The following is a 14,643-nucleotide window of genomic DNA, read 5'->3' on the forward strand; positions in this document are numbered from 1 at the left end:
ACAATTAACACAAACCTTTATAGTTTAAGTATATAGTTGTTCTCAAATCATGATTTTTATCACAATAAAAGATAAAATAGTCTTTTATTGTACAGAACCAATAAACAATTCATTAATTCTGAATAATTCAGGATTACTAGCGCCGTGCACTTTGCATAATTTATCTAAAAACGGCAGCAATACATTTGTTTTTCTTCCACATAACGGTGATGTATTTTTTCGATATAATCTACCAATAAATCCTAAGGCCATGAATTAAAATCGATTCTTCCGTTGTTTTCTGATTGTGCCACCTGCAATACATTTTCTAATAAAATATCAGCGTCAATATTTTGTTTTTCACAAACTTCAGTAACCGTTATATTTCCTTTGCAGCAAAAATCTATTTTGTATTTTGAAAAAACTACAGCTGTTCTAAAATCCTCAGCTACAAAGGACCCTATTGTTTTGTTTTTTGAATTTTCCATGATAATCAATTTTAAGTATGTTTTTATTTTTTGTTTTTTAATGTCAGTTCAAATACAAACCAAGCCATTGTAATAAACCCGATTCCGAAGATTGAATCTCTAATAGCATGAAGCCATTTAAGTGTAATCATTTCTGGCTGTTGCATTAATTCTGATGAACGGGCATATCACATTCCGTGATTAATGCTTTCACTGGCTTGCAAAACGGTTTTCAGAAATGGCAAGAATACCAGTATCTAGATTATAACAATTGGTTCTCATTACCAATGCAAAAACAATCCATAATTTTTTTTCTCTTTTTATTTTACCTTAATTCAATAAAAGATATTTTTATCTTTTATTGGTTTTTAAAAAAACTCCAAACCTGTTTTCAGTATTTGGAGTCTTTGTTATTTACTCAACAATTAATACACCTTTCATCATTGCTACGTGACCTGGAAAAGAGCAAATGAATGGATAAGATCCTTTTTTATCAATTGTAAACTCGATTGTATCTTCTTCTCCGCCACCCAACAATTTAGTGTGAGCGATAATTGAAGCTTTTTCAGATTCCGGAATATAATCTGTTGCTTTGGCATCATTTGCTTTTAAAGCAAAAGCAGCCTGATCAGTTCCTTCTTGTAAAATCACTAAATTGTGTCCCATTGCTTCTTTTGGGATTTTCCCAACATGTTTCAAAGTCAATTTGATTGGTTTTCCAGCAACGGCTTTTAGTTCGTTTACATTATATTGCATCTGGTCATTTCCTTCAATGAGTAGTACATTTTCTTCAGCTGCTGGTGTTACTGGTGCTTTTTCTCCTTCTGTAGATGGTTCAGTCGTTTCTGTTTGATCAGCCGGAGGTGTTTCTTTTTTACCGCAAGAAGTAACTGCTAAAAATCCCATCAGGATTAGTATAGAAATTTTGGTTTTTGTATTCATTTTATGATAATAATTAAATGTTAATCGTTTTATAGTAGTTGCTATTTATTCTAAATTTAATGTTTTGAGAAAAAAATCTCCTTTTTTTACACCGGAAGCAAGTTGTTCTAAAGTTGTTTTTGAAAGCATTTCATGAAGAAGTTCTCTAATTTTTTTAAATTCGAAATGAACCGGACACGGGTGAGCTTCAGAACATTCTTTTAATCCAATTCCACAGCCTCGGTAAATTTTATCGCCGTCAATTGCATCGACGATCTGAATTAATTTAATTGTTTTTACGGCTTCATTCGAAACTTCAAAACCGCCTCCGACTCCTTTGGCCGAATGAATGATTCCGTTTTTGGTCAAAATCTGCATAATCTTGGCAGTAAATGGTTCTGGCGAATCAATTTCTTTAGCAACATCTTTTATTCCAACCCTAATTCCTTTTGAAGAATTTGTAGCAATAAAAATAGAAGCTCTAATTCCGTACTCACACGCTTTTGAAAACATATCTCTTTTATTAATTCCTTACAAAGATATAAAGGTTTACAATAAAAGACAGATTTATCTTTAATTGATTTTATAAATGGACAAACTTATTTATAACCAAAATAATTAAGGAGATCAAAAACACTAATTCGGAACTAAAACCATATAAAAACAAATTTTAATTTTAACTTTGAGATACTTAATTTTCTAATATCGAAATAATGGCATTCAGCACTTCAAAAGATTTAAAATTAGCTGTTCTTATAGACGCCGATAATGTTCCCTACAGCAATGTAAAAGGTATGATGGAAGAAATTGCAAAACTGGGAACCCCAACTACAAAACGAATTTATGCCGACTGGACAAAACCAAATGCAAATGGCTGGAAAGGCGTTTTACTCGAACATGCCATTACTCCTATTCAACAATATAGTTATACAGTTGGGAAAAATTCATCAGACTCCGCTTTGATAATTGATGCAATGGATTTGCTGTATTCCGGAAAATTAGATGGTTTTTGTATTGTTTCCAGCGACAGTGATTTTACACGTTTAGCGATTCGTTTAAGAGAATCGGGCATGAAAGTCATTGGTATAGGTGAAAAGAAAACACCAAACTCCTTCATTGTAGCCTGTGACCGTTTTATTTACATCGAAGTTCTGGATGGTGCAACTCAGAAGAAAAAACCTAAAACAGCCGTAGCAGACACTAAAAAACCAGTTGAAAAACCTGCAGAAAAAGCTTTACATAAAGTGGACAAACAAACTATTGAATTGATCGAAACTACAATTGAAGACTTAGAAGATGATGATGGATGGGCTTTTTTAGGTGATGTTGGAAATTTGATTGTAAAGAAAAAACCAGAATTTGACCCAAGAAATTATGGTTATTCCAAACTTACGCCAATGCTGAAATCATTGACAGATTTTCTTGAAATCGACGAAAGAGAATCGGACAAAAAAGGAATCAAGCACGTTTATGTACGTTTGCGATTCACCTAAATTATCGCATTTATTATCTATTAAATTTTTTTAAAACATGAGAAAAAAATTCTTCATTTACGGATTCTTATTGTTTCTAATTGTTGCCGCAATTTATTTTTACACTGGTCGTGGATTTTTACTTGTTATCATTCTTCCTATACTCCTAATCGTTGGAGTTTATAATGCATCACAAGAAAAACATGCTATTTTAAGAAACTTTCCGGTTTTGGGCTATTTCCGATATTTATTTGAAATGATTGCCCCGGAAATCCAGCAATATTTTATCGAAAGATCAACAGATGGAAAACCCTTCTCAAGAAACCAACGTTCTTTAGTCTATCAAAGAGCCAAAAATATAGATTCGAGCACGCCATTTGGTACACAGCAAAATTTAAATACAGAAAGCTACGAAGGAATTAAACATTCTATTTTTCCAGCAAAAGTCAATGAAGAACTTCCTCGTGTTTTAGTTGGCGGAAAAGATTGCAAACAACCTTATTCGGCTTCTTTATTTAATGTATCGGCAATGAGTTTCGGTTCGTTGAGCGAACATGCTGTTCGTGCCATAAATATTGGTGCACAAAAAGGAAATTTTTATCAAAACACTGGTGAAGGTGGTTTAACCGAATTCCACTTGGCTGGAGGTGGTGATATTACCTGGCAGATTGGTACAGGATATTTTGGATGCAGAGACGCAGAAGGGAATTTCAGTCCCGAAAATTTTGCGGAAAAAGCCAATCTTCCAAACGTAAAAATGATCGAAATCAAACTTTCACAAGGAGCAAAACCAGGTCATGGTGGTGTGCTTCCGGCGGCTAAAAATACCGAACAAATTGCCAAGATAAGAGGTGTTCAGCCACATACCATGATTCTTTCTCCTCCTGGTCATCATGCATTTTCTGATGCTAAAGGCTTAATCCATTTTATAAAAAAATTACGTGATTTATCGAACGGAAAACCAATCGGATTTAAGTTATGTATTGGAAATACAGCAGAATTTGAAGCGATTTGCCACGAAATGATTGCCGAGGATATTTATCCTGACTTTATTACCGTTGACGGAGCCGAGGGAGGAACAGGCGCCGCACCACTAGAATTTGCCGATGGCGTTGGAATGCCATTTGAACCTGCTTTAATTTTTGTCAATAAAACGCTAATTGGATTAAACATCAGAGATAAAATCAGAATTATTGGAAGCGGAAAAATTATTTCGGGATATTCAATTTTACATGCAGTTGCTCTAGGTGCTGATATGTGCAACAGCGCGCGAGGTTTTATGTTCTCGTTAGGTTGTATTCAGGCATTGCGTTGTCATAATAATGAATGCCCTACCGGAGTTGCAACGCAAAACAAAATGTTGATGAAAGGCTTGGTTGTTACCGATAAATCAGAGCGTGTATATCATTTCCATAAAAACACACTTCATTCGGCAAATGAACTTTTGGCCGCTGCCGGAAAAACTTCTTTTGCAGATGTTGATATCAATATCTTTATGCGAGGCGATGAGTTTACCAATTTATCAGAACTATATTTCCCCGATAACTTAACAAACGTTACCAAAAGAAATTAAACTAAAAAGCCTCTTTGAATAATCTGAGAGGCTTTTTAAATTTTATCTATTTTTAAAAGTAATTTTATTCTCCAGGCATTACAATTTTGCAGTTTCTTTTCCGTTTTCAGCACCTTCAGAACCTTCTATAGTTGCTAATTCTTCTTTATCAACTAATTGTTTTGCCAGAATGACATTATTATAAGAGATAAAATATACATCAAACTTTACACCTTCTTCAATTAACTCTTTAGAGATTTGATCATTTTTAATCATTTCTGCAAGCAAACTAGGGAAAGTCTGCTGATAAGCTAATCTGTTTTCTTCAGTACCTTCTAAATCTGTTTCAATTCTAATTTCAATTTTATTGTCATTTAAAAATGCTTTCGCGCTAGTCGATACAACATTTCCTCCTTTTATAGAAGCTGTCGTATTGTAATTGCTAACGTGCTCCTGAATTTTTTGCTTCGTATTTTTACAACTGGCCAGTACTAAAATTAAAATAAATGCAAATGCGATTTGGGTAATTTTTTTCATAATTTTTTAGGTTTTTGGTTATTTTTTAACTCAAACATAACAAACTTATAACACAAAAACAACATTGTAGTAAAAAAATAAAATTAGTAATTATTTGATTACAAATACACTGCAAACAAATCAGACTAAATACATTAAATAAAAAAACCTCTTTAAAAACATAAAAAGGTTCTAGATTATTTTGAAATGCCTGATATATCAGGAATTCCTTTATTTTAATATTTCCGAAATAGATTCTTTGTCGATAATCTTTTTTGAAAGTACTGTATTGTCATTAGCTAAAAAATAAGCATCAAACCGAATTCCTTCTTCAACCAAATCTTTTGGAATCTGATTTTTATTTATCATTTCTTTTAATAGTTTCGAAAACGCCATATCGCCAGCCATCATATTTGCTTTATTTTGCTCCAAACCAGTCTCAAATCTCAATTCGATTTTATCATCATTAATATAACCTCTAGCAGTTGTCAACGTAACATTATCTGCTTTAAAACTTGGTGCCGCTGCATTATATGCCGCAACGTATTCCTGCAATTTTTGTTTGGCATTTTTGCAACTCACCAACATCAATACAATTATAATTGCTGATAAAATTTGGCTTATTCTTTTCATAGTTTTAAAATTATTTTATTTTTTGAAGTCTTAAAAGCGCTTCAAGATAGTAATAATCTGCGTAGTTAATAGAACAATCAATTTCGCTTCCCGCTGGTTTATGACCTGTTGAATGAAGCAAAAACGCCGAATTAACATCACGGCTCTGATAATTGTCTGAAAGCGAAACGATCATTTTTTTAGCTTTTGTCAGATATTCTTTTTTCAGATTTTTATCTTTTGTATAAGCACTCAACTCTAAAAGAGCCGAAGACACAATTGCAGCCGCAGAAGCATCTCTCGGAGCATTTGGAATATCTGGCGCGTTAAAATCCCAGTAGGGAATCAAATCTTCTGTTGTTAATTTATCCAGATAAACTCGGGTTATTTTATGTGCAAAATCTAAAAATTTAGGATCTTTTGTTTCTCTGTAAACCATTGTAAATCCATAAATACCCCATGCCTGACCTCTCGCCCACATACTGTCATCACTGTATCCCTGAGCCGTTCTTCCTTTTATCTTTTTCCCTGTTTCATAATCATAAATTACAACATGGTATGAAGTATAATCAGGTCTAAAATGATTGTTCATTGTTGTTTCTGCATGCTTCACAGCAATATCGTATAATTTTTTACTTCCTCCATTTTTAGATGCCCAAAAAAGCATTTCTAAGTTCATCATGTTGTCAATAATGGTATTATGACCGCCCATTTTATTATGAGGCCAAGACTGAATTGTTCCCACTTTTGGATTAAACAGTGTGGCTAATGTATCCGCCGTTTTTAGAATAATTTCTTTGTATTCCTTATTTTTTGTCAAACGATATCCGTTTCCAAAACTATTGAAAACCTGAAAACCTAAATCATGATCTCCAGCTTTGCTCACAGATAAAGGTGTTAAAAATCGGCTGAATTTATCGGCTTCTTTTTCCCACTTTTTATCTCCTGTTGCTTCATATAAATACCACAATTCTCCTGGCCAAAATCCGCTCGTCCAATCTTTATAACCAACAAACTTCCATTCGTTACTACCATTTGGAACTGTTCGTGGTGAAGTTCCGTCATTCGGAATCACTTTTAATGTTTTTGAAGCCTGTTCAGCACAATAGTTTAATTGATTTTTAACATTAAACGAATTTCCTTTTTGAGCATAACTCTGATTTCCAAGCAAAAATAAAGCGGAAATCAAAGTAAAAATTTTTACATTCATGTGGTTATTTTTAGATAAATAGTTTTTTTGAATCGATAAATTTATAAAATAAAGTAAACCTATCCGAATCTTTGTATTTTTGTTTACCCAAAAAAGGACTAATCCTACCAACATAAATCTAAGTTTGAAAAAATCCCGATTTCAATATTTCATTCTATTCTTATTAATTATTTTTCTTGGAATCATCTCAAGAAAAATTTCATTTGTACCTTTATGGATTGGTGATTTTCTTTATGCTGTAATGATTTATGTTTTGGCACGAAGTATACTAATCAATAAAAAATCCATTCAAATTGCAATTCTTTCTTTATTGATTTGCTATGCAATCGAACTTTTACAGCTTTATGAAGCACAATGGATTATTGAACTCAGAAAAACACTTTTTGGGCGATATGTTTTAGGTCAGGGCTTTTTATGGTCCGATATTTTAGCTTATACATTCGGAATACTATTCATTTTTTTAATCGAAAAAACTATTTTAAAAAATACTATATATGAAACTCGTTTTCGCATCAAACAATAAAAATAAAATCAAGGAAATTCAAAGCATACTAAAAGGCTCAATACAATTATTAAGTTTAGAAGATATTGGCTGCCATGAAGAAATCCCGGAAACTGCAGAAACAATTGAAGGAAACGCCATTTTGAAAGCTAATTATGTAACCGAAAAATATGGCTATGATTGTTTTGCCGATGATACGGGATTGGAAGTTAAAGCCTTAAATGGAGAGCCTGGAGTTTATTCAGCTAGATATGCGGGCGAACAAAAAAATGCCGACGATAATATGAATAAACTTTTAGATGCCTTAAAAGACAAATCCGACCGAAGTGCACAGTTCAAAACCGTTATTGCATTAAATTTAAACGAAAAGCAGCATCTTTTTACCGGAATTGCAAAAGGAGAAATTACTTTTAATAAAACTGGCACTCAAGGTTTTGGATATGATCCTATTTTTCAGCCAGAAAATTATACAGAAACTTTTGCCGAACTGCCATTGGAAACCAAAAATAAAATTGGACATCGAGGAAAAGCAACCCAGCAACTCATTGATTTTCTGAACACAATAAAATAATTGTTTAAAATACAACATTTTAGAAGCGAAAATTTATATTTCACGGCGTTATTTTTCCGAAAATTCTTCGTTCATCTAAAAAAATGATTTCAAGATAAACATAACTTTTTGATTATCAAATCATAAGAAATACATAATTCTTAAAATAGCATTAGTTTATCTGAATAATTAACAGTAATTTTGCACCCTATTTTAAATACATATATGAATAAATTTGAACAATTAGGATTGAATGAATCGTTACTGAAGGCGATTTTAGATCTAGGATTTGAGAATCCGTCAGAAGTACAGGAGAAAGCGATTCCCCTATTATTGGAAAAAGACACAGATATGGTTGCGTTGGCTCAGACAGGGACAGGGAAAACAGCAGCTTTCGGTTTTCCGCTAATTCAAAAAATTGATGCTGACAATAGAAACACACAAGCATTAGTTTTATCGCCAACACGAGAACTTTGTTTACAGATTACCAACGAACTTAAAAACTACTCAAAATACGAAAAAGGTATTAACGTGGTAGCAGTTTACGGCGGGGCTAGTATTACAGAGCAAGCCAGAGAGATTAAAAGAGGGGCACAAATTATTGTAGCTACTCCGGGGAGAATGCAAGACATGATCAACAGAGGCTTAGTTAACATTAAAAATATAGATTACTGTATTCTTGATGAGGCTGATGAGATGTTGAACATGGGATTCTATGAAGACATCGTATCTATCTTATCAGATACACCAGATCAAAAAAGCACATGGTTGTTCTCTGCAACTATGCCGCAAGAGGTTGCCAGAATTGCAAAACAATTTATGAGCGACCCAGTAGAAATTACTGTTGGAACAAAGAACTCAGGTTCTGCAACAGTTTCTCACGAATTTTACTTAGTAAATGCTCGTGATCGTTACGAAGCTCTAAAGCGTTTAGCTGATGCTAATCCGGATATTTTCTCAGTAGTTTTCTGTCGTACAAAAAGAGACACTCAGGCTATTGCTGAAAAATTAATTGAAGATGGATATAGTGCTGCTGCGTTACACGGAGATTTATCTCAGGCACAGCGTGATGGTGTAATGAAATCTTTCCGTGGAAGACAAATTCAGATGCTAGTTGCTACTGACGTTGCTGCACGTGGTATTGACGTTGATAACGTAACACACGTTGTAAACTACCAATTACCTGATGAAATCGAAACGTACAACCACCGTTCTGGTCGTACTGGTAGAGCTGGAAAATTAGGAACTTCTATTGTTATTGTTACAAAAAGCGAGTTGCGTAAAATTTCTTCTATTGAAAGAATCATCAAACAAAAATTCGAAGAAAAAACTATTCCATCTGGAATTGAAATCTGCGAAATTCAATTATTGCACTTAGCAAACAAAATTAAAGATACCGAAGTTGATCACGAAATTGACAACTACTTGCCGGCAATCAACAACGTTCTTGAAGATTTATCTAAAGAAGAATTGATTAAAAAAATGGTTTCAGTAGAATTTAACCGTTTTATTGCTTACTATAAAAAGAACAGAGATATTTCTGCTCAATCTTCTTCAGGAGAAAGACGCGAAAGAAATGATTCAGAGCCAAGAGAATTCAATAATAATGGAGCAGTTCGTTATTTTGTAAATATTGGTTCAAGAGATAATTTCGATTGGATGTCTCTTAAAGATTATTTGAAAGAAACATTAGACTTAGGTCGTGATGACGTTTTCAAAGTGGATGTAAAAGAAGGTTTCTCTTTCTTTAACACTGATCCAGAGCACACTGATAAAGTAATGGAAATCTTAAACAACGTTCAGTTAGAAGGACGTCGTATTAATGTTGAAATTTCTAAAAACGACGGTGGCGGAAGACGCGATCACAACAACCGTGGTGGTGGACGTAATTCTGGCGGACCAAGAAGAGAAGGCAACTTTGCTCCAAGACGTGAAGGTTCTGGTGGCGGATTCAGAAGCGACAGAAACTCAGCTCCAAGACGTGAAGGTTCTGGCGGAGGATTCAGAGGTGAAAGAAATTCTGCTCCAAGAGAAGGTGGTTTCAGAAGAAATGAAGGTGGTTCAGACCGAGCTCCAAGACGTTCTGAAAGTTTTGGCGATTCGTCAAGACCAAGAAGACCAAGAAGAGATTAATTATTTAATATCTCATAAATATGAAATCCCAAATTCCAGACATAATTGGAATTTGGGATTTTTTTATACCAAGAATTTTCACCTTGGCTCTTTTTAGTTAACTACTAAAAGCAAACCAGTTGAGTGCGATTAATTCAAACACATAGAAACATAGATTTAGGAGGCGTAAAAAAGGCATTTCACTTGTTTTAAACAAACATAGTTGGCTATGTATTAGAAACTAGTTTCTTTTTAAGTACTTTTCTAAAAATAAAATCTATGTTTCTATATGTTGAATAAAAAAATATGAAATGCACGCAGTAGTTTAAAGGGAATACTTTTTTGCTTTGTTAATTTTCTTATAATTATATTCCAAGACTACAAAATATTTAATCCCGATTTACTACTTTTAGTGCTTTAAATCAGGATATGAAATATTTCGCAGTTTTCTTTTTTGTATTACTTACGAGTATTGGTTTTGCCCAGGAAACAGAATCAACAACTCCACAAAGAGTTTCAGGTTATATCTTTAATGATAATAGCAAACAACCTCTTCCAAACGTAAATATCATTAACAAAAACAAAGTACTAGGCGCAAAGTCTGATGCTAAAGGTTATTTTGAAATTGATGTTCAACAAAATGACACACTGCAATTCTCTCTTCTAGGATTCCAATCTTTGCGTATCAGAGTTACCAATGACTGGATAAAAAACAAAATCACAAGAATTCAGCTTACTGAAAAAGCAATTGCACTTGAAGAAGTTGTCATTGCTCCTTTCAGCCTGACTGGATACCTTGAAATCGACTCAAAATTAATTCCGACGAAAGAAAACTACCGTTATAGTATTTCAGGTCTTACACAAGGTTATGAAGCCGGTGAATATGCTCCAAATGCATTTGGAAAAGTATTAGGTTCGATTTTCAATCCCGCCGATATGCTCTATAATTTCTTTGGAAAAAACGGAAAAGAGCTCAAGAAACTTAAAGACATGAAGAAAGACGACACGATCAGAAATCTTCTTGAAACTAAATACGATCGTGAAACTCTTGCCTTGCTTTTAGGAATTACAAAAGAAGAAATCCCAGAAATTTTACAGCGCTGCAACTACTCAGAGTCTTTTGTTCAGCAAGCAAATGATTTGCAGATTTTAGATGCGATAAGTGGATGTTATGAACAGTATAAAGTATTGAAACGTAATTAAAAATTACTTCCATAAAGAAACCAAAATCCTCAATTTAAAAAGTGAGGATTTTTTTATGCCTTTTTGGAATTAAAAAAACCTACATTTACTTTATTAAAGAATCTAAAACAAATAAAATCAATATATCATGTCAAAAGGTCAAGATGCTAAAAAAACAGCAAAAAAAGAACCGTTAAAAACGGCTAAGGAAAAGAAAGAAGAAAAAAGAGAAAAGAAAAATAGTCCTAAAAGAGATTAGTCTAAAGTTTTAAGTCGCAGTTTTCAGTCTCATAGGAAACTGAAAACCGTGACTGAATACTGAAACTACTATTTAACTGGTATATTAGAAAGTATTTCCAATACAAATTTCCAATATTTTTGAGCAGATGAAATACTTGCTCTTTCATCTGGAGAGTGTGCACCGTGAATAGTTGGACCAAAAGAAATCATATCCATATCTGGATAATTTGTTCCTAAAATTCCGCACTCTAAACCAGCGTGACAAGCTACAACTTTTGGCTGTTCTCCATTTTGTTTTTCGTAGATCTCTTTTAAGACTTCTAAGATTTCAGAATTTACGTTTGGCGTCCATCCTGGGTAAGAACCTGTAAGTTCAACTTCGCAACCTACTAATTCAAAAGCCGAACGCAAAGAATTAGCCAAATCAAATTTTGAAGATTCTACAGAAGAACGTGTCAAACATCCAATTAATACTTCTCCGTCCTTAATAACAACACGAGCAATATTATTTGAAGTTTCAACCAAATCAGCCATATCAGCGCTCATTCTGTAAACACCGTTGTGTGCAGCATAAATTGCTCTGATAATTCCTTCCTGAACTCCTAAATCCATTACTTTTTCAGGCAAATCACCTTTTACGATTTCAATAGATAAGTTTGGTTCAGTTGTTTTGTATTCTGCTTTGATATCAGCTATAATTTCCTGCATATCATAAACATAAGCTTCATCAAACATTTGAGAAATAATCACTTTAGCCACACTTTCCCTCGGAATCGCATTTCTTAAACTTCCTCCGTTAACTTCGACGATCTGCAAACCAAAGTTTTCAAATGCATCAAACAACAAACGGTTCATGATTTTATTGGCATTTCCTAAACCTTTATGGATATCCATTCCTGAATGTCCTCCGTTTAAGCCTTTTACTGTAATAGTATATCCAACAGAACCTTCTGGAACTTCTTCTTCATGGTATGTTCTTGTTGCAGTAACATCAATTCCACCAGCACATCCAATATCAATTTCATCATCTTCTTCTGTATCCAGATTCAATAAAATCTGACCTTGAAGAATTCCTCCTTTTAGGTTTAAAGCACCAGTCATTCCAGTTTCTTCATCAATTGTAAACAAAGCTTCAATTGCAGGATGCGGAATATCTTTACTTTCCAAGATTGCCATAATTGTCGCTACTCCTAGCCCATTGTCAGCCCCAAGAGTTGTTCCTCGAGCGCGAACCCAGTCACCATCTACATACATGTCAATTCCTTGAGTATCAAAATCAAAAACAGTATCTGCATTTTTTTGGTGCACCATATCAAGGTGTCCCTGCATTACGATTGGTTTGCGGTTTTCCATTCCTGGAGTTGCAGGTTTTCTGATGATTACATTCCTGATCTCATCTTCAAAAGTTTCTAAACCTAAACTGTTTCCAAAGTTTTTCATAAACTCGATAACACGTTCTTCTTTTTTTGACGGACGCGGAACAGCATTTAAATCTGCGAATTTGTTCCAAAGTGCTTTTGGTTCCAGATTTCTAATTTCCTGACTCATTATATTTTGTTTGAAGTTTAACAATTAAGATTGTCAAAGTTACAAAGTTTATATTTTTTTTCGCCACGAATTCCAGTAATTAGCACTAATTCTTCTTCTTTTAGAATCATACTACACAAATACATTCTTTTTTTATCTCGATATTGTATTTATATTTACGTATCTAAAAAATCAATCCGTGAAACGAAAATATATACTTCCTATATTCCTTGTAGTTCAGATTATCTTTTTAAAAATTCTGCAATACTTCCCAGATTATGTTGAAGGTTTTTACAGCAACAACTTATTTATTCGAATTTCACATTTTTTAAGAACACTTTTAGGTAAAGTTCCGTTTTCTGTTGGTGACTGTATTTATGCTGTTTTAATTCTTTCGATTATAAGTTGGTTTTGGAATATCAGAAAATCCTGGAAAGCAAACTGGAAAGATCATCTTCTAAAAATCTTAGGCAAAATTTCTGTTTTTTACTTTCTATTCCACGTGCTTTGGGCTTTCAATTATTATCGTGAACCGCTTTTCGAGAAGATGGAAATCAAAAAAGAATATTCTGATGCGGAGCTTTTAGCTTTTACAAAAAGATTGATTACAAAAACGAATGAAATTCAGGTTCAAATTACAAAAAACGACAGTTCAAAAGTAGTTTTTCCATATTCTCAAAAAGAATCATTTCAGATGATTTTAAATGGTTATGATAATTTAGCTAAAGAACATTCTTATTTTAAATATGAAACTTTAAGTGTAAAAAAGTCTTTATTCAGTGTTCCTCTTACTTACATGGGATTTGGTGGTTATTTGAATCCGTTTACAAATGAGGCTCAAGTAAATGATTTACTGCCAATGTACAACTTTCCAATAACAACTTCACACGAAATGGCACATCAAATTGGTTTTGCCAGTGAAAATGAATGTAATTTTATTGGTGTTTTGGCTTCGGTTAAAAATGATAATCTGTATTATAAATATTCAGGATATAGCTTCGCTTTGCGTTATTGTCTTGGAATCTGGCAATTTAAGAACGAGAAAATTTTTAACGAATTGAAGAAAACAGTTCATGTCGGAATCTTAAAAAACTATCAGGAAAGTCAGGATTTCTGGAAAAAGTACGACACTTTTATCGATAAAGGCTTTCATTTTTTATGGGATAATTTCTTAAAGACAAATAATCAAAAAGACGGAATGGAAAGTTACAGTAAGTTTATTGACTTGATGATAAACTATTATAAAACGAGAAAATTTTGATCCAACTGTAACAAAAATGATTTCATAACTACTAATACTTATATGAGCGAAAATCTAGAACAGTCATTTGTTGCGCAATTGCAGGCAAATCAGAATATAATCCACAAAATTTGTAGATTATATACTGCTGGCGAAGACGCTCATAAAGACCTGTTTCAGGAAATTACCATTCAGCTCTGGAAAGCTTATCCAAAATTTAGAGGCGACAGTAAATTTTCGACCTGGACCTATCGTGTTGCTTTAAATACTGCAATTACATTATACCGAAAAACCAAACGAACCATATCGACTATAGAATATGAAAGTCATCAGCATTTCGTAAAAGATGTTGATTACAATTATGAAGAGGAAGAACAGATTAAATTGATGTATAAAGCAGTTTATCAGCTAAACGACATCGAAAAAGCATTAGTTTTTATGTATTTAGAAGACAAAGATTATCAAGAAATAGCTGAAACCTTAGGGATCAGCGAAGTGAATGCGCGCGTGAAAATGAACAGAATTAAGGGGAAACTTAAAAAAATACTAAATCCTTAAAAA

At 33.3% G+C, this 14,643-nt stretch carries 14 protein-coding genes and 1 pseudogene; 8 read left to right on the forward strand and 7 right to left on the reverse strand.

The window, feature by feature from the left end; genetic code table 11:
* Positions 1 to 96: 96 nt before the first annotated feature.
* The 3 genes and pseudogenes from ACWA1B_RS08260 to ACWA1B_RS08270 form a co-directional block, all read right to left on the reverse strand.
* Positions 97 to 467, reverse strand: a pseudogene (locus ACWA1B_RS08260) (DUF542 domain-containing protein); the annotation flags it as partial.
* 393 nt (positions 468 to 860) lie between these two features.
* Positions 861 to 1,388, reverse strand: a complete 528-nt coding sequence (locus ACWA1B_RS08265; RefSeq protein ID WP_456905821.1) for a plastocyanin/azurin family copper-binding protein — start codon at positions 1,386 to 1,388, stop codon at positions 861 to 863.
* A gap of 45 nt (positions 1,389 to 1,433) precedes the next feature.
* Complete coding sequence (locus ACWA1B_RS08270; protein WP_456905823.1) at positions 1,434 to 1,880, reverse strand: RrF2 family transcriptional regulator; 447 nt, start codon at positions 1,878 to 1,880, stop codon at positions 1,434 to 1,436.
* A gap of 200 nt (positions 1,881 to 2,080) precedes the next feature.
* Here ACWA1B_RS08270 and ACWA1B_RS08275 point away from each other — a divergent pair, with 200 nt between their 5' ends.
* Both ACWA1B_RS08275 and ACWA1B_RS08280 read left to right on the forward strand, forming a co-directional pair.
* Positions 2,081 to 2,860, forward strand: a complete 780-nt coding sequence (locus ACWA1B_RS08275; protein WP_035648795.1) for an NYN domain-containing protein — start codon at positions 2,081 to 2,083, stop codon at positions 2,858 to 2,860.
* A 37-nt stretch (positions 2,861 to 2,897) separates the two neighbouring features.
* On the forward strand, positions 2,898 to 4,412 hold the full coding sequence (locus tag ACWA1B_RS08280; RefSeq protein WP_456905825.1) for an FMN-binding glutamate synthase family protein: 1,515 nt from the start codon (positions 2,898 to 2,900) through the stop codon (positions 4,410 to 4,412).
* A 78-nt stretch (positions 4,413 to 4,490) separates the two neighbouring features.
* Here the strand turns inward: ACWA1B_RS08280 and ACWA1B_RS08285 are convergent, their stop codons facing one another.
* The 3 genes from ACWA1B_RS08285 to ACWA1B_RS08295 all read right to left on the reverse strand — a co-directional run bounded on the left by ACWA1B_RS08285 (position 4,491) and on the right by ACWA1B_RS08295 (position 6,729).
* Positions 4,491 to 4,928 carry a hypothetical protein gene (locus tag ACWA1B_RS08285; protein WP_456905827.1) on the reverse strand — a complete coding sequence of 146 codons (438 nt, stop codon included), beginning with the start codon at positions 4,926 to 4,928 and terminating at the stop codon, positions 4,491 to 4,493.
* 210 nt (positions 4,929 to 5,138) lie between these two features.
* Positions 5,139 to 5,540, reverse strand: a complete 402-nt coding sequence (locus ACWA1B_RS08290) for a hypothetical protein (protein WP_035648801.1) — start codon at positions 5,538 to 5,540, stop codon at positions 5,139 to 5,141.
* A 10-nt stretch (positions 5,541 to 5,550) separates the two neighbouring features.
* Positions 5,551 to 6,729 carry a glycoside hydrolase family 88 protein gene (locus tag ACWA1B_RS08295; protein WP_456905830.1) on the reverse strand — a complete coding sequence of 393 codons (1,179 nt, stop codon included), beginning with the start codon at positions 6,727 to 6,729 and terminating at the stop codon, positions 5,551 to 5,553.
* A gap of 124 nt (positions 6,730 to 6,853) precedes the next feature.
* Here ACWA1B_RS08295 and ACWA1B_RS08300 point away from each other — a divergent pair, with 124 nt between their 5' ends.
* The 4 genes from ACWA1B_RS08300 (at position 6,854) to ACWA1B_RS08315 (ending at position 11,096) form a co-directional block, all read left to right on the forward strand.
* Positions 6,854 to 7,252 carry a ribosomal maturation YjgA family protein gene (locus ACWA1B_RS08300; protein WP_456905832.1) on the forward strand — a complete coding sequence of 133 codons (399 nt, stop codon included), beginning with the start codon at positions 6,854 to 6,856 and terminating at the stop codon, positions 7,250 to 7,252.
* On the forward strand, positions 7,224 to 7,802 hold the full coding sequence (locus tag ACWA1B_RS08305; RefSeq protein ID WP_456905834.1) for a non-canonical purine NTP diphosphatase: 579 nt from the start codon (positions 7,224 to 7,226) through the stop codon (positions 7,800 to 7,802). Before ACWA1B_RS08300 ends, ACWA1B_RS08305 begins: the two co-directional genes overlap by 29 nt.
* Before the next feature lie 204 nt (positions 7,803 to 8,006).
* Positions 8,007 to 9,914, forward strand: a complete 1,908-nt coding sequence (locus ACWA1B_RS08310; protein WP_456905836.1) for a DEAD/DEAH box helicase — start codon at positions 8,007 to 8,009, stop codon at positions 9,912 to 9,914.
* Between the two features lie 408 nt (positions 9,915 to 10,322).
* Positions 10,323 to 11,096, forward strand: coding sequence for a carboxypeptidase-like regulatory domain-containing protein (locus tag ACWA1B_RS08315; protein ID WP_035648807.1), 774 nt, complete (start codon positions 10,323 to 10,325; stop codon positions 11,094 to 11,096).
* 306 nt (positions 11,097 to 11,402) lie between these two features.
* Here ACWA1B_RS08315 and ACWA1B_RS08320 read toward each other — a convergent pair whose 3' ends face one another.
* Entirely contained in the window at positions 11,403 to 12,863 is a 1,461-nt protein-coding gene (locus ACWA1B_RS08320) for an aminoacyl-histidine dipeptidase (protein WP_456905838.1), read from the reverse strand.
* Positions 12,864 to 13,041: 178 nt separating this feature from the next.
* On the opposite strand from ACWA1B_RS08320, the gene ACWA1B_RS08325 reads away from it, so the two are divergent.
* The gene (locus ACWA1B_RS08325) at positions 13,042 to 14,103 is read left to right on the forward strand and encodes a DUF3810 domain-containing protein (RefSeq protein ID WP_456905840.1); all 1,062 of its coding nucleotides are present in this window, start codon (positions 13,042 to 13,044) and stop codon (positions 14,101 to 14,103) included.
* Positions 14,104 to 14,145: 42 nt separating this feature from the next.
* The gene (locus ACWA1B_RS08330; protein WP_035648824.1) at positions 14,146 to 14,640 is read left to right on the forward strand and encodes an RNA polymerase sigma factor; all 495 of its coding nucleotides are present in this window, start codon (positions 14,146 to 14,148) and stop codon (positions 14,638 to 14,640) included.
* Positions 14,641 to 14,643 lie beyond the last annotated feature (3 nt).

The organism is Flavobacterium xizangense (genome assembly GCF_054075145.1).